Origin of the sequence: Uliginosibacterium sp. H1, assembly GCF_036017065.1 — a bacterium.
Taxonomy (GTDB): domain Bacteria; phylum Pseudomonadota; class Gammaproteobacteria; order Burkholderiales; family Rhodocyclaceae; genus Uliginosibacterium.
Genome location: NZ_JAYXHR010000001.1, coordinates 1457054 through 1475877 on the forward strand (window position 1 = coordinate 1457054; position 18824 = coordinate 1475877).

The window sequence follows — 18824 nt, forward strand, 5'->3', positions numbered from 1 at the left end:
CAACACAGGTAAACCGCGATGGACGGCGTCGGCGGCCTTCAGCGGTTCAGAAGCTGACGGCGATCCCCAGCGACCAGCCCGACACCCCGTCGCCCATCACGTGCCGAATCAGCATGCGCGTACGCGTCACGATGATGTCATAGGCACTGCTGTCGAACTCGATGCCGACACCCAGCGACACCAGCCGGTTGAAGCCCAGCTCCGTCACGTCGCCACCGAGGAAGTCGGAGTAGGCGCCCTCCAGCACGTAGCGCAGCGGCCGGTCCATCACCGTCGCCCCGGTGGGGGCGCGCCAGCGCGACCAGATGCTGAGGCTCTGCGCGGTGGAGTAGGCCTCCATGGCCTTGTTCTCGCTGAAGCTCTTCAGGCGGATGTTGGTGTAGCGGATCTCCAGGTCGATCTCGCGGTCCGGTCTCACCTGCTCCCAGTCCAGCATCAGCGAACCGCCCAGACCCCCGGCACTCATGTGGCCGTCGTCGAGGAAGTTCAGCTGCGTGTTCGTACGGTTCTCGATGTACCACTTGGCGATCGACAGGTCGCTGCTGACATAGCCGAGCGTGAAGTTGAAGATCGGACGCAGCACCCACTCGTCGGCAATGCGGAAGTCCCAGCCGATGCCGCCTGTACCGGTGACCGAGTTCCACTTGGTCGGCAGGTCGCGCGTCTGGATGCCGTCCGTGACGACGAAGCGCGGGTCGTAGCGGGCGTAGGCCGCGTTGCCCTCCATGTACAGGGGCGTCGTGCGGCTGATGGTGAAGCCACCGCCGAACTGCGTCATCGCCAGGCCGGGGCTACCCGTGCTGCCGTTGTTGATCGACAGCGAACTGGTGGTGACATCCGGCGTCACGGTGTAGGCCATCAGGCCCAGCAGGGCATCCGCATGTCCCGCCACGTTGGCCCCGATGACCCTGGGAGCCTCCTGTGCGTGCGCCTGGGCCAGCATGGCGCACAGGGATGCGACGACGAACCTTAGCCCGACCCTTCGCGTCAGGCACCCATCGGCGCGCCCAGATGCCGCGTCCGCAATACACTCCGCGGCCGTCAAGGCAGCCGCCACGCAGGTAGTCGCCCCCGGCTCTCCCGAACGCTGCGTCATAGTCCCCCCTGTCAGTACCCGCCCTGCCCCGAGGGCGGATACTGAGCATTATCATGCTATTTGGGATTCAGGTCCGCATCCTTCCAGTACTTGCGCCCCGCCGCCGCACCGCCGGCCGACAGGCCTGTCTTGGTCATAGGATAGATGTCGATCTTGTCGCTGACATTGCCGCCCTTCTCCGCCGTGCCGCCCTTGCCTTCGACGCCGGCCGAGGCCCCGCCGCTGCCGGTCAGCTCCCAGCCCTTGTCGACGAAGGCCTCCAGGGTCTGGCGGTCCTTGAACACCAGCACTTCGCGGTAGTCCTTGATGCTGATGTCAAGGCCGGCCGACACCTGGCCCATGTTCATGTAGGTGTCCTTCTTCGTGGCGGTGTTGTGCACCAGGCCCTTGCCGCCAGCGCCGCCCACCAGCAGGCTGACGCCGAAGCTGGAGAAGCAGCCGTAGCCGGCGGACTTGGCGATCTGCTCCTTCGCACCCGGTTTGGCCTTGTACAGCGTCGCCAGTGCCTCGTCGCACATGCTGCGCACCTCCGCGCGCTCCTTGGCCGCATCAGCGGCTTGCGCCGCTCCCATGGGCAGCGCCAGGACTCCCATGGCCGCGACCGTGGCGGCCGCTTTCGGATTTATCGTGAACATTGCATCGCTCCTCGTCACCGCAGCGCCTCGACGCGCCGGCTGCGAGAGCCGGACGCGCGCCGCGGGCCTGCGTGTCCCGTGGCGGAAGCGGCACGCCGATGCGCCGCCTGCTTCCGTTTTAGTCCACCGTTGTGACAAGTCGATCAGCACTGTCCTACAGGACGCCATGCTGCAGGCGAGGCCGGGCACGGCCAGACCACCGGAATACCGGCCGCCACGACGGCCGGATGCCGCCCGGTAGCACGCCAGAAGGCGGCTGGCGCGGGCGATGCGCCTCGGCAGCAGAAGGTGCCGACGGGAGGTTCCGACGGGAAGTAATGGCTCCCCGGATTCAGTGCACCGCGCTGATGAAGCTTTGCAGCTCCGGCGTCTGCGGGTTGGCGAAAAGCTCCTTGGGCGGGCCCATTTCATGCACGCGGCCCTCGTACATGAACACCAGCTTGTCGCCGACATCGCGTGCGAAGCGCATCTCGTGGGTGACCATGATCAGCGTCATGCCCTCGGCAGCGAGTTGCTTCACCACCGCCAGCACTTCGTTGACCAGCTCCGGGTCCAGCGCGGAGGTGATCTCGTCGCACAGCAGCACCTTGGGCTGCATGGCCAGGGCACGGGCAATCGCCACGCGCTGCTGCTGACCGCCGGAGAGCTGGTCGGGAAACGCATCGAACTTGTGGTCGAGGCCGACCTTCTTGAGCATCTGCCGCGCAATCGCCTCGCAGTCCGCCAGCGGCGTCTTCTTGACCACCTGCGGCGCCAGCATCACGTTCTGTCCGGCGGTGAGATGCGGAAACAGGTTGAACTGCTGGAACACCATGCCGACCTTCTGGCGCAGCGCGCGCAGGTCGGTCTGGCCGGCATGCAGCTTCTCGCCCGCCACCTCCACCAGGCCGTCCTCGAAGGTCTCCAGTCCGTTGATGGAGCGCAGCAGGGTGCTCTTGCCCGAGCCGCTGCGGCCGATGATGGCCACCACCTCGCCCTCCTTGATGCGCAGGTCGATGCCTTTCAGCACATGGTTGCTGCCGAAGTGCTTGTGCAGGCCGTCGATGCGGACGAACGAAGCGTCAATGTGCGCTGCCATGGAATTTCCTTTCGAGGCTGGCCGCATACAGCGACAGCGGATAACAGAGGATGAAGTAGCCCGCGGCCACCAGGCCGTAGACCAGGAAGGGCTGGAAGGTGGCGTTGGCGAGTGAGCCGCCGGTCTTGGTGAGCTCGGTGAAGCCGATGATGGAGGTCACCGCCGTGCCCTTCACCACCTGCACCGAGAAGCCCACCGTCGGGGCGACCGCGATGCGCAGCGCCTGCGGCAGCACCACGTAGCGCATCTGCTGCAGCCAGCTCATCGCCAGGCTGGCCGAAGCCTCCCACTGGCCTTTCGGGATCGCCTCCACGCAACCACGCCAGATCTCGGCGAGGTAGGCGCTGGTGAAGAAGGTGAGGCCGATGGCGGCCGCCAGCCAGGCCGGTACATCGATGCCCGCCAGCGAGATGCCGAAGAACACCAGGAACAGCTGCATCAGCAGCGGCGTGCCCTGGAAGAACTCGATGTAGCCGCGCATGGACTTGCGCAGCCAGGGCGTGTGACCCATGCGCCCGGCCAGCACCAGCAAGCCGACGATGCCGCCGAGCACGAAGGCGGTGACCGACAGGCCGAGGGTCCACAGCGCACCGAACATCAGGTTGCGCACGATGTCCCAGGTGGTGAATTCCATCATCATGCTGCGACCCTCCTGCGTGACACGAAGCGCTCGCCGAACTTCGCCAGCAGCCAGCGCACGAAGTACGCCAGCATCAGGTACAGCAGGGCGGTGACGACGTAGGTCTCGAAGGCGCGGAAGTTGCGCGACTGGATGAAGTTGGCCGCGAAGGTCAGCTCCTCCGCCGCGATCTGCGAACACACCGAGGAGCCCAGCATCACGATGATGATCTGGCTCTGCAGCGCCGGCCAAACCTTGCCCAGCGCCGGGCGCAGCACCACGTGCAGGAAGATCTGCGCACGCGTCATCGCCAGCGAGGCGGCGGCTTCGATCTGGCCGCGCGGCGTCGCCTGGATGCCGGCGCGGATGATCTCCGTGGAATAGGCGCCGAGGTTCAGCACCATCGCCAGGATGGCCGCGGTCCATTCGCTGAGCGACACGCCCAGTGCGGGCAGGCCGAAGAAGATGAAGAACAGCTGGACGAGGAATGGCGTATTGCGGATCGCCTCTACGTACACGCCGAAGATGTAGTTGAAGGGCTTGAGCTTCCAGGCCCGCGACACTGCCCCCAGCACGCCGAGGCCGACGCCGAGCACCGCGCCGATGGCGGTCAGCCCCAGCGTGCTCGCCGCCCCCGTGGCGAGCTGGCCGGCATACTCGCCGACCGCGAGAAAATCGAACTGATAGGCCATGGGCCCTCCCTGTTCATTCTTGTCTCTACACAGCGCCGGGCCGCTCACACGTCAGCGGGCGTGGCGCAATCGCTGCAAGCACTGGTCCCTCTGAAGTCGCCGGGCAGCACAGGCACGACGCGGGATCGCGCGGAGCGCAACGGCGAGGATGTCTGGGCGCGTGGCGCGACTCGGTTGCAAGCCTGGCAGCCGCTCGTCGTGGCGAGCAGCACAGGGAACCGCGCGTCCGCGGTGACGGAAGCGGGTCGCGATTCGCTGGTTACTTTCTTGCCGCGTAGCAGGAACGTAACTCGCCCGCCGGGCCGAACTCCCGGCAAAGGCCTTGCACCCAGCTCCTCACCATCGCGCGAGCCGTGGCAACACCCGCGCTTACAGGTCCGTCGGCAGCGGGTTCTTCAGCCACCGGGTGGCGATCTTGTTCAGCTCGCCATCCTTCTTGGCCTTGACTATGGTGGCGTTCACCGCGGCCACCAGGGCAGCCTCACCCTTGTTGGCGCCGACGAAGCACGGGGACTGCTTGATGATGAACTTGGTGGCCAGCGGGCGCAGCTTGGTGCGCTCGTTGAGTGCTGCCGCCACGACGTTGCCGGTCGCTGCCAGCTGGGTCTGGCCCGACAGGTAGGCGGAGATCGTCGAGTTGTTGTCCTCGAAGCGCTTGATGGTGGCGGTGGCCGGCGCGATCTTGGACAGCTCCAGGTCCTCCACCGAGCCGCGGGTCACGGCGATGGTCTTGCCGGCAAGGTCGGCCGCGCTGGTGACCTTCATGTCGCTGGGGCCGAACACGCCGTTGAAGAACGGCGCGTAGGCTTCGGAGAAATCGATGACCTTCTCGCGATCCGGATTCTTGCCCAGGCTGGAGATCACCAGGTCGGCGCGGCCGGTGGTCACGAAGGGAATGCGGTTGGCGCTGGTCACCGGCACCAGCTCCAGCTTCACGCCGAGATCCTTCGCGATCAGCGTGGCCATGTCGATGTCGTAGCCCTGCGGCTTCATGTCGGTGCCCACGGTGCCGAACGGCGGGAAATCCGTCGGCACGGCGATGCGGATCACGCCCGCCTTCTTCACGTTGTCGAGGACGTCTGCATGGGCCGGCGTGCTGACGACCACGCCCAGCGACAGCGCGGACACCGAGAGGAATTGAAGGATGCTGCGACGGTTCATGTTGATGCTCCTGTAGAAAACACGGGTCCCTTGTGGGACAAGATTCGGGGTTCGGTGACGGGCATGTCGAAGGCCAGCCCCACCCGCGCGGCAGCGCGCTCGATGTGGTGGCCCATGGCAGCCTCGGCGGCCGCGGCGTCGCGGGCCTGGATGGCGCGCAGCACTGCGCGGTGTTCTTCAGCGGGTGCCCACACGCTTTCGATGTCTGCGAAAGGCAGGCGCAGGCTGTAGGCGATGGGGGCTTCCATGGAGCGGATCACCGCGCTCAGCATCGGGTTGCCGGACAGGGCGGCGATGCCCAGGTGGAACGCCAGGTCCGCTTCCGACGCGGCGACCAGGTCCTGCGCGTGCAACGCGGCTTCCATCGCCGCCTGCGTGGCCGCCAGTTGCGCGACGGCCTCGTCGCTGCCCGTGCTGGCTGCCAGCGCCGCCGCCGGCGGCTCGACGATGGCGCGGAACTGGAACATCTCGCGCGGCGTGGCCTGCAGGCCACCGAACACGCTGGCGGCAATCGCGGTGCCGTCCCTCGTCTCGCCGGCACTCACGAACACACCCTTGCCCGGTTGCGAACGCAGCAGGCCCAGTGCCTCCAGCGTGGACACTGCCTCGCGCAGCGCCGCGCGGCTGATCCCCAGCGTCGCCGCGAGTTGTCGCTGCCCCGGCAGGGCGCTTCCCGCCGGCAGCGTTCCGTCGAGGATCTGCTGCTGAAGGCTCTGCGCGGCAATGGAAGACAGGCGTGGCATCGGGGCTGCGGGCTACGTGAAGCAAGTGATGCGAAGTCAGGCCGCCGGCAGGACAACTGGTCGAACCGGTCAGACCTGTCGTTCCCTTAGCAGAGGCCGTGCCACGCACGCGCCTGCATGCCGCAAAGCCGCGCCACTACGCGCTCCGCGCCCCTGCTCCGGTTGCGGCCAGGCGAAGCCCGGACGCCTGACCAGCGCGTCATCGCCCTGAAGTGGGGACGACGCGTGCAACCCCTGCATCGCTTTGGTGAAATCGGCCCGCGCCGAGGGGCAGCGCGGACGCATACCCGCCATACGCCGGAATGCGTAGCCGGACTCGTATGATTGTTTCAATAATCGTCATACCATTCCGCCGGCCGGTGCCTGCACCGCCGCCGGATCTCACCCCTCTCATATCAGCCCTCCCCCTTCCCGCCCCCGGTTCCCTCATCCCGACGACCATGTCCCTCCGCTTCCTGTCGCTCCTCCTTGCCACCACCTTCAGCCTCTCCGCCCCTGTCGCTCTCCACGCAGCCCCGAGGACCACGCTGGTGCTGGCCGTCTCCGGTGAGCCGGCCTACGGCTACGACCCGGTGAAAGGCTGGGGCCGCTACGGCAACACCCTGTTCCAGTCCACACTGCTGAAGCGCGACGCGAAACTGAACATCGTGGGTGACTTGGCCACCGAGTGGAAAGCGTCGGCCGACCGCAAGCTGTGGACGGTGAAGCTGCGCGAGGATGTGAAGTTCTCCGACGGCAGGCCGCTCACCGCCGAGGACGTGGCCTTCACCTTCGAGACCACCCGCAAGGAAGCCGGCACCGTCGACCTCACGGTGCTGGAGAGCGTGCGCGCCGTCGATGCCCGCAGCGTCGAGTTCCGCCTCACCCAGCCGCGCGTCACCTTCCTGAACATGATGGTCACCCTGGGCATCGTGCCGAAGCACGCCTACGGTCCCGACTACGGCCAGAAGCCCATCGGCTCCGGCCCCTTCCGCCTGGTGTCCTGGGCACAGGGCCAGCAACTGATCATCGAGCCGAACCCCAACCATCACGGCAGCAAGCCGGCCTTCACGCGCATCACCTTCCTGTTCACCAAGGAAGACGCCACCTACGCCGCCGCCCGTGCCGGCCAGCTGGACCTCGCCGCCGTGCCCGCCACGCTGGCCGCCAACGTGCCGCCCAACATGAAGCGGGTGGCGGTCGACACCGTGGACAACCGTGGCCTGCTGTTCCCCATGCAACCTGCCAAGGGCGAGAAGACACCCAACGGTGCGACCATCGGCAACGACGTGACCGCGGACCTCGCCATCCGCCAGGCGGTGAACCTGTCGCTGGATCGCAAGGCACTGGCCGCCGGCGTGCTCAACGGCTTCGGCTCGCCCGCCTGGGGCCCGGCCGACGGCCTGCCCTGGGACAACCCGGAGCAACGCCTGCCGGACACCAACCCGGCCGCTGCGCGCGAGCTGCTGCTGAGAGCTGGCTGGAAACCGAGTACCAGCGCGAGTACCAGCGCCAACGCATCCGGCGCGCTGGAAAAGGACGGCGTCATTGCCCGTTTCACCATCGTCTACCCGGCCAGCGACGGCACGCGCCAGGCACTGGCGCTGGCTGCGGCGGACATGATCCGCAAGTCCGGCATCCAGGTGGATGTGGCCGGCAAGGCCTGGGACGAGATCAAGCTGCTGGCCCACAGCAACGTGGTGGTGTTCGGCTGGGGCAGCCACGACCCGCAGGAGATCTACAACCTGTTCTCGGCGGGCGCGTCGGGCAAGGGCTACTTCAACGCCGGCTACTACCGCAATGCCACCGTCAACGCCAACCTGGAGAAGGCCCAGCAGGCCGCCAGCCTGCAGGAGTCGCTGCCGCACTGGCGTGCCGCCGCCTGGGACGGCAAGACCGGCTTCGGCATGAAGGGCGACGCCACCTGGGCCTGGCTGGTGAACCTGGACCATGTGTACTTCGTGAATCCCTGCCTGGACATCGGCCCCCGCCAGATCGAGCCACACGGCCACGGCTTCCCGGTGACCTGGAACCTGCAGGACTGGCGCTGGACCTGCAACTGAGCATGAACACTGGAACACGCGCGAAACGATGAACGCGGCATTCTCCTGGCGCGCCTTCGCGCTGCGGCGTGCCCTGCGCCTGGCCATCCTGCTGCCGCTGGTGGCCCTGTGTGCCTTCCTGCTCGTCAGCGCCTCACCCATCGACCCGGTGGGCGCGCTGGTGGGTGCGGAAGTCATGCACGTCGGCGTCGAGCAGCAGGCTGCCATCGCGCACAAGTGGGGGCTGGACCAGCCGCCAGCGGAGCGCTTCCTGCGCTGGTTCGGCAATGCGCTGCAGGGCGACCTCGGCCGCTCGATGATCTTCGATGACGAAGTCATCGACGTGATCGGCGAGCGCCTCCTCGCATCGCTGGCGCTGATGGCGCTGGCCTGGACACTCTCCGGCCTCATCGGTTTCGGGCTGGGCATCCTCGCCGGCGCGCTGGAAGGCAGCCTGTGGGACCGCCTGATCCGCGGCTATGCCTTCGTGCTGGCCAGCGCGCCCACCTTCTGGATCGCCATCCTGCTGCTGCTCTTCTTCGCGGTGCAGCTCGGCTGGGCGCCGTTCTGCTGCGCAGCGCCGCCCGGCGTGCTGCCGGACGAGGCGACGCTGCTGCAACGCCTGCACCACATCGCGCTGCCGGCCCTCACGCTGTCCCTGCTCGGCGTGGCGCAGGTGACGCTGTACACCCGTGACAAGGTGCGCGAGGTGATGGCCAGCGACTACGCGCTGCTGTCCTTCGCGCAAGGCGAATCACGCCTCGGCGTGGCACGCCGCCACGCACTGCGCAATGCCGCCCTTCCCGCACTGACGCTGCAGTTCGCCAGCCTGAGCGAGCTGTTCGGCGGCTCCATCCTGGCGGAGACCGTGTTCACCTATCCCGGCCTCGGCGCAGCCACGGTGGACGCCGGCACCCGTGGCGACGCACCGCTGCTGCTGGGCATCGCGCTGTTCGCTGCTCTCTTCGTCTTCGCCGGCAACACCCTGGGTGACGTGCTGGCACGCTGGCTGGACCCGCGCCATAGCCGCGCCGCCCGCAACGACATGGCGGCCGACGCATGAACATGCACGCGCCCACCGAGACTCGCGCACTCGCCGCGGCGTCCGCCCCGGATGCGCCGTTGCCGGGCTACCAGCGCCTGCGCACCCTGGTCGCCGCCGCCCTCGCGTTGGTAGTGCTGCTGTCCATCGCCCTCGGCGCCGCGCTGCTGCCCGACGATGGACTGGCCACCAACCTGTCGGCCCGCGCGCTGCCGCCGGGCGCCGACCATCTCTTCGGCACCGACCCGCTGGGCCGCGACATGTTCACGCGTACCGTCAAGGGACTCGCACTCAGCATGCAGGTCGGCCTGCTGTCCGCCGGCTTCGCCGCCCTGCTCGCGCTGGTGCTCGGCGTCAGCGCCGCGCTGCATCCGAAGCTGGATGCGGTGGTCGGCCTGCTGATCGACCTCGTCATGTCGCTGCCGCATCTCGTGCTGCTGATCCTCGTGTCCTTCGCGCTGGGCGGTGGCACACGCGGCGTCATCATCGCGGTGATCGTGTCGCACTGGCCCACGCTCGCACGCGTGCTGCGCGCCGAGATGCGCCAGGTGCTGGCGGCGGACTACGTGCAGGTCGCGCGCATGCTGGGCCGCTCGCGCCTGTATGTCGCGCGCCGCCACGTGCTGCCGCAACTGCTGCCGCAAGTGCTGATCGGCGCCTTGCTGCTGTTCCCGCACGCCATCCTGCACGAGGCCGCGCTCACCTTCCTTGGCTTCGGCCTCGCGCCGCACCTGCCGGCCACCGGCGTGCTGCTGGCCGAATCCATGCGCTCGCTGGCCGCCGGCCTGTGGTGGCTAGGCGTGCTGCCGGGCGTGTGCCTGCTGGGCATGGTGCTGATGTTCGGCCGCATCGCCGAAGGCCTGCGGCTGGTGCTCGACCCACGCCGGGCGCAGGACTGAGGCCGCAAGAGATGACGACAGACATGTTGCAGATACGTGACCTCAGGGTGAGCTTCTCGCGCTACCGCGGCCTGCTGGGCCGCGAGCGCATCACCGCGCTGGATGGCGTGGACCTGGACCTGCGTCCCGGCGAACTGGTAGCGCTGGTCGGTGCCAGCGGCGCGGGCAAGAGCCTGCTCGCCCACGCGGTGCTGGGCATCCTGCCGCGCAACGCGCAGCGCGAAGGCGAGATCCATTTCGAGGACGCGCCGCTGTGCGCAAAACGCAGCCGCGCGCTGCGCGGCAAGCGCATCGCCCTGGTGCCACAGGCGCTGACCTTCCTCGACCCGCTGGCGCGCGCCCACAGGCAGGTGCGCTGGGCCGCGTTGGCCGCGCGCCGCGACACGCCGCACGCACAGGCGCAGGCCGAGCTGTCGCGCTTCGCCCTTCGCGCCGACGCCCAGCGCCGCTTCCCGCACGAGCTGTCCGGCGGCATGGCACGCCGCGTGATGACGGCCATCGCCACCGTGTCGCAGGCCAGCCTGCTGATCGCCGACGAACCTACCACCGGCCTCGACCCGCAGGTCAGAAAACTGGCGCTCGATCAACTGCGCGCGCTGGCCGACGAAGGCAAGGGCGTCATCGTCATTACCCATGACATCGCCGCCGTGCTGCCGGTGGCCGACCGCATCGTGGTGCTCAATGAAGGCCGTAGCGTCGACCACCTGCCGGCCGGCGATTTCGCCACCGGCCGGATTCCGCACGCCTACACCGCCAGCCTGCGTCGTGCGCTCCCGGAACACGGCTTCGCAGCGCCGGGTACGCCCGCCTCGGCTTGCCTTCCGACACCCACCGCCTCGCCCACGGCCCCCACTGCAGGCGGAGAAGCAGCGCCCTGCTTCTCCGCCCGCCACATCCGCTGGCAATGGCCGGGCAACACGCAGCCCACGCTGGACGACGCGGCGATCGACCTCTCGCCCGACCGCATCACCGGCCTGCTGGGCGCCTCGGGCGGCGGCAAGACCACGCTGGCGCGCATCCTCGCCGGCTACCTGAAAACGGATTGCGATCTGCGGCTCGACGGCCAGCCACTGCCCACCCGCGGCGCACGCCCGGTACAGCTGATCGGCCAGCATGCCGAGCTGGGCCTGCACCCACGCATGAAGGTCGGCGCTTCGCTGCGCGAAGGCTGGCAACCGGACGCTGCCACGCTGGAACGCTTCGGCATCCGCCCCGAATGGCTGGGCCGCTACCCGCACGAGCTTTCAGGCGGCGAGTTGCAGCGCATCGCCATCGTGCGCGCGCTGGTGCCCGGCCTGCGCGTGCTGATCGCCGACGAGCTGACCGCCATGCACGACACCATCACCCAGGCACAGATCTGGCGCGCGCTGCGCGACACGCTGGCGCCCCGCGGCGTCGCCATCCTCGCCATCTCGCACGACGAGGCACTGCTGCGCGCGCTGGACGCACGCATCCTGCGCCTGCATGAAGGTCGCCTGATACCGCGGCCTGAGCCGGAACACCGACAACCCGCCCCGGCCCTCATGCGCTAAGGTGAGCCCCATCGACGCAGCTCACGAGGACGCCCCATGCAACGCCTGACCATCTCACTGGACGACGAGCTGGCCGAAGCCTTCGACCAGTTGATGCAGAAACGCGGCTACGCCAACCGGTCGGAAGCGGTGCGCGACCTGCTGCGCCGCGAGCTGGGCGAAAGCGATCTCGCCAGTGGTCACAGTAAGGAATGCGTGGCGGTGCTGAGCTACGTCTTCGACCATCACGAGCGCCAGCTCGCCTCGCGCCTCACCGGCCTGCAGCACGACCACCACGACCTGGCCATCGCCACCATGCACGCCCACATCAGCCACGAGGACTGCGTGGAGACGGTGATCCTGCGCGGTGCGACCCGCAAGGTGCAGGAGTTCGCCCACGCGGTGATCGCGGAATCCGGCGTGCGCCACGGCGAGGTGAAGCTCATTCCCGTGCAGAGCAAGCCGGGCACCGCGCTGTGGCGGCGCAAGTCCTGAGCCGGCGGGCGACGGTCGCCGCCGCCCCGCGACGCTGCTAAACTCCGCCGCGCCATGTTCCACCGCTCCAGCTTCCAGCGTTTCGTTGCCCGCCTCGCACTGCTCGCCGTGCTGCTGGCTGCGCTCGCGCCCACGGTCAGCCGCGCGCTGATCTCGGCCGGGTTGGACGACAACTGGGTGGAGATCTGTGCCGACGGCGGCTCACGCTGGCTGAAGATGGATACGAGTTCGGTCATCGACGAGCAGCACGGCCCGTCGCACACCGATCACACGCTGGCCTTCGAGCACTGCCCCTTCTGCACCAACCAGGCCACCCAACCCGGCCTCCCCCCGTCCGACCCGCCCGCCCTGCGCGTGGCGACCGGCACACCTGCAACGCCTCCGCTGTTCCTGCATGCGCCGCAGCCCCTGCATGCCTGGGCCGGCGTGCGTTCGCGCGCCCCGCCTTTCCTCGCCTGATCCGTCGTCCTGGGGTTTCCGCAGCGGGCTGATAGCCCGGCGCGGCCTTGCGACGTCCCACGCCATGCCGCCGGTCTTCACCAGCGGCCGCAGCGCATGCCGATGACCCGGCGTGCCTGCCACCCATCATCGAACCAAGGAATCACATCATGAAGAACAGCTTCAAGACCGCCCTCGGCCTGCTCGCCCTGGGCGCCACGCTCGCCAACGCTCCCGCCTTCGCGCAGGTCGCCGTCAAGGACGCCTGGATCCGCGCCACCGTGCCGCAGCAGAAGGCCACCGGCGCGTTCATGAACCTCACCGCCAGCAAGGATACGAAGCTGGTCGGCGCCAGTTCGCCGCTGGCCGAGACCACCGAGGTGCACGAGATGCGCATGGACGGCGACGTCATGCGCATGGGCAAGGTGGACAGCATCGCCCTGCCCGCCGGCAAGACCGTGGAACTCAAGTCCGGCGGCTACCACGTGATGCTGATGGGCCTGAAGGCACCGGCGAAGGAAGGCGACAGCGTGCCCATGACGCTGACCTTCGAAAGCGCCGACAAGCGCCGCGAGAACGTGGAAGTCAAGGTGCCGGTGCGTGCGCTGACCAGCAGCGGCGCTGCGCCGGCCCAGGGCGGCCACAAGCACTAGCACGCAACGGGAGCCAAGGCGCCCGGCGCCAGGCTCCAACCGGACCGAGCTGAACCGAACTGAACCCGAACATCACATCCAGACCCATGCCCATCATGACAATGAACCGATTGCTTGCCCCGCTTCTGGTTGCACTCCTCGCCGCAGCCCCTTCCTTCGCCTTCGCCCACGTATCGCTGGAACAGAACAGCGCCCAGGCCGGCTCCACCTACAAGGCGGTGTTCCGCGTGCCGCACGGCTGCGATGGCTCGCCCACGCGCGCCATCACCGTCTTCCTGCCGGAAGGTTTCGTCGGCGCCAAGCCGATGCCCAAGGCCGGCTGGAAGCTGGAGACGAAGAGCGAGAAGCTGGCCCATCCGTATGACTCGCACGGCACGAAAATCACCGAGCGTGTCGCCGTGGTGAGCTGGAGCGGTGGCAGGCTGCTGGACAGCGAGTATGACGAGTTCATCGTCCGCGCCTCGCTGCCGAAGGAAGCCGGCAGCACGCGCATCCGCGTGCTGCAGGAATGCGAGAAGGGCGCCACCGACTGGAACGCGGCACCCACGCCGGAGAACCGCGACCCGGCGCACCCCGCGCCGAAGCTGGACATCCTGCCCTCCGGCGCGAGTGGCGGCCATCACCACTGAGCCGTCGGCAGGTGTGCACCGCCGCCGTGCCCGAACGGGTGCGGCGGCGGTGCAGACATCCCATTGCGAAATGCCGCGAGAGATTCCGCCGTGGATGCGGCGGAATCTCCGCCAACTGCAGCTCAGCCAGTTTCCGTACGCGCCTGGACCGCTCCGGGACACCGTGAAGAAGCACGCTGACGGGCGTCCTCCGCCGATACGGCCTCCGCACTGACCACGCCTTGACTGGACGTCGTCGGCGAGTCGCCGGCTCAGACCGCCTGTTCGCTGGGGCGCGAGTCCCCCTCCCCTTGCATGGCGGGCCTTGGCGCATCCCACACGCTGCCACCGGCAGTCTCCCGCGCGCGGCACGCGACCTGCCGCGCCAGCAGCGCGAAGATCACCGCGCCTCCCAGTGCAGCCAGGTCCACACCGCTCAGCAGCAGCCCGCCATTGCCGGTGACGGCGACCACCGCGGTGCTGAGGGGAATGCAGGCGCTCGCCACGGCGGAGGCAGCCAGCAAGTCCCTGGCACCGAGAACCGGCTGGCGCATGGCACTCCACAGCAGCGCGAGCGCCACGCTTCCCCAGAAGGTCGGCAGCAAGGCGCCGCCCTGTGCAATCAGCGGGACGCGCGCCGCCACGAACAGCACCGATATGGCCAGGCAGCACCCGAGGCAGAAGCCCACGGTCAGCCGCGCCAGCGCCTGATGGTGCCAGGCGCTGGATTGCGCACGGCGTTTGCGGCGCGCCTCCAGCCACAGCAGGTTGCCGGAGTAGAAGAGGAAGGCGCCGGCCATGCCCAGGCAGAAGTAGATCCACGCCACCGGACTGCCACCGTAGTCGCCGAAGTGCAACGCCGCCAGGCTCGACAAGGCGGACATGCCGGTCGGCCGCTCGCTGGCTTTCTCGACGGCCAGCCTCTCGCCCGTCACCGACGACAGCACGACGCGCGAGGTGTGGCCCAGCACGCCCTCCTGGTCGCCCATGAGGACGGTGAAGCCGGCGCGATCGCCGGGATGCACGTAGATCAGGTGATGCGGCGTGAGGCCGGGAATGTGCTCGCGGGCATGCGCCAGCAACTCCGCCACCGGCAGCATCGGCGCAGCTTCGCCACGCGGCCGCGGCATGTCGATGGCCAGCGCCGTGCGCATCAGCATCGGCCTGCCCTGGTCCCCGTAGATCAGCGTGTTCATGCCGGCCAGCATGGGGTCGTGCAGGGACATGACGGCGCCGGTCAGCGCGAACAGGATGTGGAAGGGCAGGCTCAGCACGCCGATGCTGTTGTGCGCGTCCTGCCACCACAGCTTCAGGTTGCGGCCGGCGCGCAGCGCGAACAGGTCACGCCGCAACGCCGGCAGGTACAGGATCACGCCGGAGACCAGCGCCAGTCCGTAGATGCAGGCGATGCTGCCCAGCAGGACCTCGCCCGCCAGCCCGGGAATGCCGGCGGTGCGATGCAGGTTGTCGATGACCACCGACAAGCGGTGCGGCGCGGCATCGCCCGGCAGCAGATCGCCGTCGCTGCCGCGACGGGCATACGAGGGCTCGCCATCCGGCGCATACCAGACCGCCTCCGCACTGGACTCATGGCCGTCCGGAAGATTGACCATCACGCTGCGGCGCGCTTCCGGATAGGTCGCGACGACCTTGGCCACCAGCGGATCCACATCCTGCAGGGCGGCTTCCGTCGGTCGATGCGGCACCATGGCCTGCCACTCCGCGATGTCTTCGCGGAAGACGGTGATGGCACCGGCATAGAAGGCGAGGAACAGCAGCAGTCCTGCGACCAGCCCCGTCCACGTGTGGACGATCTTGAAGATGCGCAGGGTTTCAGCGCGAATGCCAGGGCTTCCCATATCTCTTTACCTCCGTCAGGCAGAAGCGGCCAGCCAGTGCCGCACCAGCGCGAGCAGCCCGAAGCCGGCGGCATTCCCCAGGATCAGCCAGCCCCAGGCCCTCAGGCCGCTGCGGCACACGAACGTCATCGACATGACGGCCGTCCACACCGGCAGCAGTAGCCAGAGCACGACCAGATAGTTGTCCTGCAGCGTGCCCGGGCCGAGGTAGCCGTAGAGCCCGCACAGGGCGAAGGCCAGCGGCATGCCGAGCATGATGCCGGCCAGCGTCTTGGCGGGAAGCTCATGCGCCATCGACAGGCCTCCGCCGCAGTAACCACCCGGCCAGCCAGGGGCAGGCCACCATGGCCAGCATCCACATCACCAGCACGGCAAAGAAGGCCGGCGCAACGCCGTGGTGGCCCGCCAGCAGCCAGAAGCCGAGGCCCATGAGCAGCGCCGCGACGACCACCGCCGTGGCGATCGGAAGCGGGCGCGCCACCACGCGCTGGCGCGGCGAGGCTACATACAGCGCACCACCTGCCAGCAAGGCGGCGCCAAGCGCCAGCGCGTGGCTCGCGAATGACGCCTCCATCTCAGAAGTCCACGCTGGCAGACAACTGGACGCTGCGCGGCGCGCCGACGGAGGCGTAGCCATTCCACACGCCCGACCAGTAGCGCTCGTTGAACGCATTGGTGATGCCGCCGCGCACGACGACGTTGCGGGCGGCAAGCTTCGTGGCGTAGCGGGCGCCGAGATCGACGCGCGTCCACGCCGGCAATTCCTGCAGGTTGTTGTTGTCGGCGAACTGGCTGCCGGTGTGGATGGCCGTCGCGTTCAAGGTCAGGCCCGGCAGCCACGGCAGATCCCACTCGGTGCCCAGGTTCACCTGCAGCGAAGGCACGCCGACGGGCGCCTTGCCATCCAGCGTGCCGCCGGTGGTGCGGGTGTTCTCGGCGTCGATGTGGGTCAGGCCGCCCAGCAGACGCCAACCCCGCGTCACCTCGCCTGCCGTGGTCCACTCGATGCCGATGTTGCGCTGCTCACCGTCCGGGCCCCAGGTATTGGTGCCCGCGTTGCGGATCAGGCTGGGGCGGGTGATACGGAACAGGCTGAGCGTGTTGAGGAAGCCGCTGGCGTCCCACTTCACGCCGAGCTCCACCTGCTTGCTCTTGTACGGCGCAAAGACCTCGCCGTAGTTGCTGGCGGAGGCATCCGTCACCGACCCGCCCTGCGACAGGCCCTCGATGTAGTTGGCATACAGCGACACCTGCGGGGTCCACGGTCTTGCCACGAACGCGACCGCCGGCGTCAGCGCCTGCTCGTCGTAACTGCTGAGCACCGCGCCGCTCACCGCGAAGTTCTTGCTTCGCACGCGTTGCTTGCGCGCGCCCAGCGTCAGCAGGTACTTGTCCTGGGCGAACGACAGGGTGTCGGCCAGCGCCACGCTGCTGAGCGTGCTCCCGGTCGACTTCGGCGCCACGGCCGGCTCTGCCGCCAGGACCGGGCGGGTCGGCGCGTAGAGGTTCGACTGCCACATGGCGCGGTTCGCCACGAGGCCGTATTCCTGCTCCACGATGTTGCCGCTGAGCACGAGCTGATGGCCGACCGCACCGGTGCGCACCCGGCCACGGATGCCCGCCTCCGCGGAGGTGACGTCGAAGTAGTTCTTCACGTTCATGGCCAACCCGGTATAGGCACCGGAGACCTGCGCGTTCATGCCGAGTGCATCGTTGATGTAGCCGCCACTTTCCTGGTTCTTCACCCCGCCCGCCACGAAGCCCGTCCACTCGCTCGTGAAGTCGAACTCGAACGAGCCGATGACGGCCTTGCTCGCGGAATCCGAGTAGGCGCCCGGCATCGTGTTGGTGCTGGCATCCGGCGCGTCCGGAATGCGGCTGCCAGCGAAGGTGGTCAGCAGCGGCATGCCGCCGTCCAGCTGCTCATTGACGCTGTAGGCGTCCAGCGAGGCACGCGCCCGTTCGCCCAGGTAGTCGAATGCCACGGCGCCCAGCAGGCGTTCCTGCGACTGGCCGTCCAGCGCGGTGTCGCCATTCGCGGCCGCCAGGTTGACGCGCACGCCGAACTCCTTGTCCACCCCGAAGCGACGCCCCGCGTCCACGTGCGCGCCCAGGTTGGCGTCCGACGCGTAGTTCGCCGTCAGCCGGGTCAGCGGCTCGGCCGCCGCGCGCTTGGGCACGAGGTTGATCACGCCGCCGACGGCACCGCTGACGGTCATGCCGTAGAGCAGCGCACCGGGGCCACGCAGCACCTCGACCCGTTCGAGGAACTCGGTGGCGATGCGGTTGTGCGGCACCAGGCCGAACAGCCCGTTCCACGCGGAGTCATGACTCTGCATGTAGAAGCCGCGCACGTTGAAGTGCTCTGCCGAACCGCTTTCCGGAAAGATGTCGCGTACCGACGCGTCAGCACGCAGCACTTCGCCGAGCGAGCTGGCCTGCTGGTCCTCGATCATCTTCGAGGTGTAGCTGGTGGTGCTGAACGGGGTTTCCATCAGGTCCCGGTTGCCCAGCAGGCCGACGCGCCCGCCCTTGCCGACCTGTCCGCCCGCATACGCGGCGGGCAGCTCATCCACCGTTCCCGCCGCACTGATCGTCACGACCGGGAGCGTGGCCAGCGCAAACGTCGCATCCGGCGCCTGTGCGGCCGACTGACCCGGTGCGACACGCAACGCATAACTTCCGCCCGCCTGGCGGACAGCCTCCAGGCCCTGCCCGCGCAGCAGCTCGCCGAAACCCTGCTCGACGGTGTAACTGCCCGACAGTCCGGCGCTGGCCTTGCCCTGCGTCAGCTCCGCCGGTGCCGACAGGAACACGCCGGCCTCTTCCGCAAAACGATTCAGCGCCGAGGTGAGCGTACCGGCCGGAATGTTGAAGCGCCGCGCCTGCTCGGCGGCCTGCGCGTGTGCGTCCGGCGCCCAGCCCGCTGAGGCGAACAGCGCGCCAGCGGTGGCGAGGTGCACGGCCAGTACCACGGGGCGCAAGGCGATGGCGGGAAGGCGGGTGGCGGCGACGGCGGACGGACTGGCACACCCGGCGGAATACCGGGGGGAAGGACTGCGGCGGGACATGGACGGTTTTTCCTCGAAGGTTCACGAACACAAACGGCGAGGCGACCATCGAGCGCGCAACCTGCATGCGACAACCGGCCCGTAGCCCGTTGCCTTGTGGATGCAGGGATGCGAGTGAAACCGCCGATCCGGATCGTCCTCTCTCATCCACTAGATCGAACGAGATAGGAAAAAGGGAACCTGGGGGAAACTGCCGGGAACCA

Annotated in this window: 19 protein-coding genes; 8 read left to right on the forward strand and 11 right to left on the reverse strand. The window is 68.4% G+C overall.

The window, feature by feature from the left end; translation table 11 throughout:
- Positions 1-46 precede the first annotated feature (46 nt).
- From VVD47_RS06725 to VVD47_RS06755, 7 genes are all read right to left on the reverse strand, one after another.
- Positions 47-943 (reverse strand): hypothetical protein, encoded by an 897-nt coding sequence (locus tag VVD47_RS06725; RefSeq protein ID WP_327602631.1) that lies wholly within the window; start codon positions 941-943, stop codon positions 47-49.
- A gap of 209 nt (positions 944-1152) precedes the next feature.
- A complete protein-coding gene (locus VVD47_RS06730) occupies positions 1153-1731 on the reverse strand; it encodes a YSC84-related protein (RefSeq protein WP_327602632.1) in 579 nt (192 codons plus the stop codon).
- 331 nt (positions 1732-2062) lie between these two features.
- On the reverse strand, positions 2063-2809 hold the full coding sequence (locus VVD47_RS06735; protein WP_327602633.1) for an amino acid ABC transporter ATP-binding protein: 747 nt from the start codon (positions 2807-2809) through the stop codon (positions 2063-2065).
- Positions 2793-3449, reverse strand: coding sequence for an amino acid ABC transporter permease (locus VVD47_RS06740; protein WP_327602634.1), 657 nt, complete (start codon positions 3447-3449; stop codon positions 2793-2795). Before VVD47_RS06740 ends, VVD47_RS06735 begins: the two co-directional genes overlap by 17 nt.
- Positions 3446-4120 carry an amino acid ABC transporter permease gene (locus tag VVD47_RS06745; protein WP_327602635.1) on the reverse strand — a complete coding sequence of 225 codons (675 nt, stop codon included), beginning with the start codon at positions 4118-4120 and terminating at the stop codon, positions 3446-3448. Before VVD47_RS06745 ends, VVD47_RS06740 begins: the two co-directional genes overlap by 4 nt.
- 369 nt (positions 4121-4489) lie before the next feature.
- On the reverse strand, positions 4490-5281 hold the full coding sequence (locus tag VVD47_RS06750) for a transporter substrate-binding domain-containing protein (RefSeq protein WP_327602636.1): 792 nt from the start codon (positions 5279-5281) through the stop codon (positions 4490-4492).
- Positions 5278-6024 carry a FadR/GntR family transcriptional regulator gene (locus VVD47_RS06755; protein WP_327602637.1) on the reverse strand — a complete coding sequence of 249 codons (747 nt, stop codon included), beginning with the start codon at positions 6022-6024 and terminating at the stop codon, positions 5278-5280. The genes VVD47_RS06750 and VVD47_RS06755 overlap by 4 nt, the downstream gene beginning before the upstream one ends.
- A gap of 440 nt (positions 6025-6464) precedes the next feature.
- Between VVD47_RS06755 and VVD47_RS06760 the strand changes: the two genes are divergently transcribed.
- The 8 genes from VVD47_RS06760 (at position 6465) to VVD47_RS06795 (ending at position 13712) form a co-directional block, all read left to right on the forward strand.
- Positions 6465-8066, forward strand: a complete 1602-nt coding sequence (locus VVD47_RS06760; protein WP_327602638.1) for an ABC transporter substrate-binding protein — start codon at positions 6465-6467, stop codon at positions 8064-8066.
- Positions 8067-8094: 28 nt separating this feature from the next.
- Positions 8095-9108, forward strand: coding sequence for an ABC transporter permease (locus VVD47_RS06765; protein ID WP_327602639.1), 1014 nt, complete (start codon positions 8095-8097; stop codon positions 9106-9108).
- Positions 9105-9986: an ABC transporter permease gene (locus tag VVD47_RS06770; protein ID WP_327602640.1), complete on the forward strand. Its 882-nt coding sequence runs from the start codon at positions 9105-9107 to the stop codon at positions 9984-9986. Before VVD47_RS06765 ends, VVD47_RS06770 begins: the two co-directional genes overlap by 4 nt.
- A 23-nt stretch (positions 9987-10009) precedes the next feature.
- Positions 10010-11518, forward strand: a complete 1509-nt coding sequence (locus tag VVD47_RS06775; RefSeq protein ID WP_327602641.1) for an ABC transporter ATP-binding protein — start codon at positions 10010-10012, stop codon at positions 11516-11518.
- Between the two features lie 36 nt (positions 11519-11554).
- Positions 11555-11992: a nickel-responsive transcriptional regulator NikR gene (nikR, locus tag VVD47_RS06780; RefSeq protein WP_327602642.1), complete on the forward strand. Its 438-nt coding sequence runs from the start codon at positions 11555-11557 to the stop codon at positions 11990-11992.
- Between the two features lie 54 nt (positions 11993-12046).
- Positions 12047-12451, forward strand: coding sequence for a DUF2946 domain-containing protein (locus VVD47_RS06785; RefSeq protein ID WP_327602643.1), 405 nt, complete (start codon positions 12047-12049; stop codon positions 12449-12451).
- A gap of 149 nt (positions 12452-12600) precedes the next feature.
- Positions 12601-13083 (forward strand): copper chaperone PCu(A)C, encoded by a 483-nt coding sequence (locus tag VVD47_RS06790; protein WP_327602644.1) that lies wholly within the window; start codon positions 12601-12603, stop codon positions 13081-13083.
- Between the two features lie 101 nt (positions 13084-13184).
- Positions 13185-13712, forward strand: a complete 528-nt coding sequence (locus VVD47_RS06795) for a YcnI family copper-binding membrane protein (RefSeq protein ID WP_327602645.1) — start codon at positions 13185-13187, stop codon at positions 13710-13712.
- Between the two features lie 251 nt (positions 13713-13963).
- Here VVD47_RS06795 and VVD47_RS06800 read toward each other — a convergent pair whose 3' ends face one another.
- Genes VVD47_RS06800 through VVD47_RS06815 form a run of 4 tightly spaced genes read right to left on the reverse strand, consistent with a single transcriptional unit; the run spans position 13964 to position 18621 of the window.
- Positions 13964-15550, reverse strand: a complete 1587-nt coding sequence (locus VVD47_RS06800) for a PepSY-associated TM helix domain-containing protein (RefSeq protein ID WP_327602646.1) — start codon at positions 15548-15550, stop codon at positions 13964-13966.
- A 15-nt stretch (positions 15551-15565) separates the two neighbouring features.
- Positions 15566-15844 (reverse strand): hypothetical protein, encoded by a 279-nt coding sequence (locus VVD47_RS06805; protein WP_327602647.1) that lies wholly within the window; start codon positions 15842-15844, stop codon positions 15566-15568.
- Positions 15834-16124, reverse strand: a complete 291-nt coding sequence (locus VVD47_RS06810; protein ID WP_327602648.1) for a hypothetical protein — start codon at positions 16122-16124, stop codon at positions 15834-15836. The genes VVD47_RS06805 and VVD47_RS06810 overlap by 11 nt, the downstream gene beginning before the upstream one ends.
- A gap of 1 nt (position 16125) precedes the next feature.
- Positions 16126-18621 carry a TonB-dependent receptor gene (locus VVD47_RS06815; RefSeq protein WP_327602649.1) on the reverse strand — a complete coding sequence of 832 codons (2496 nt, stop codon included), beginning with the start codon at positions 18619-18621 and terminating at the stop codon, positions 16126-16128.
- Positions 18622-18824 lie beyond the last annotated feature (203 nt).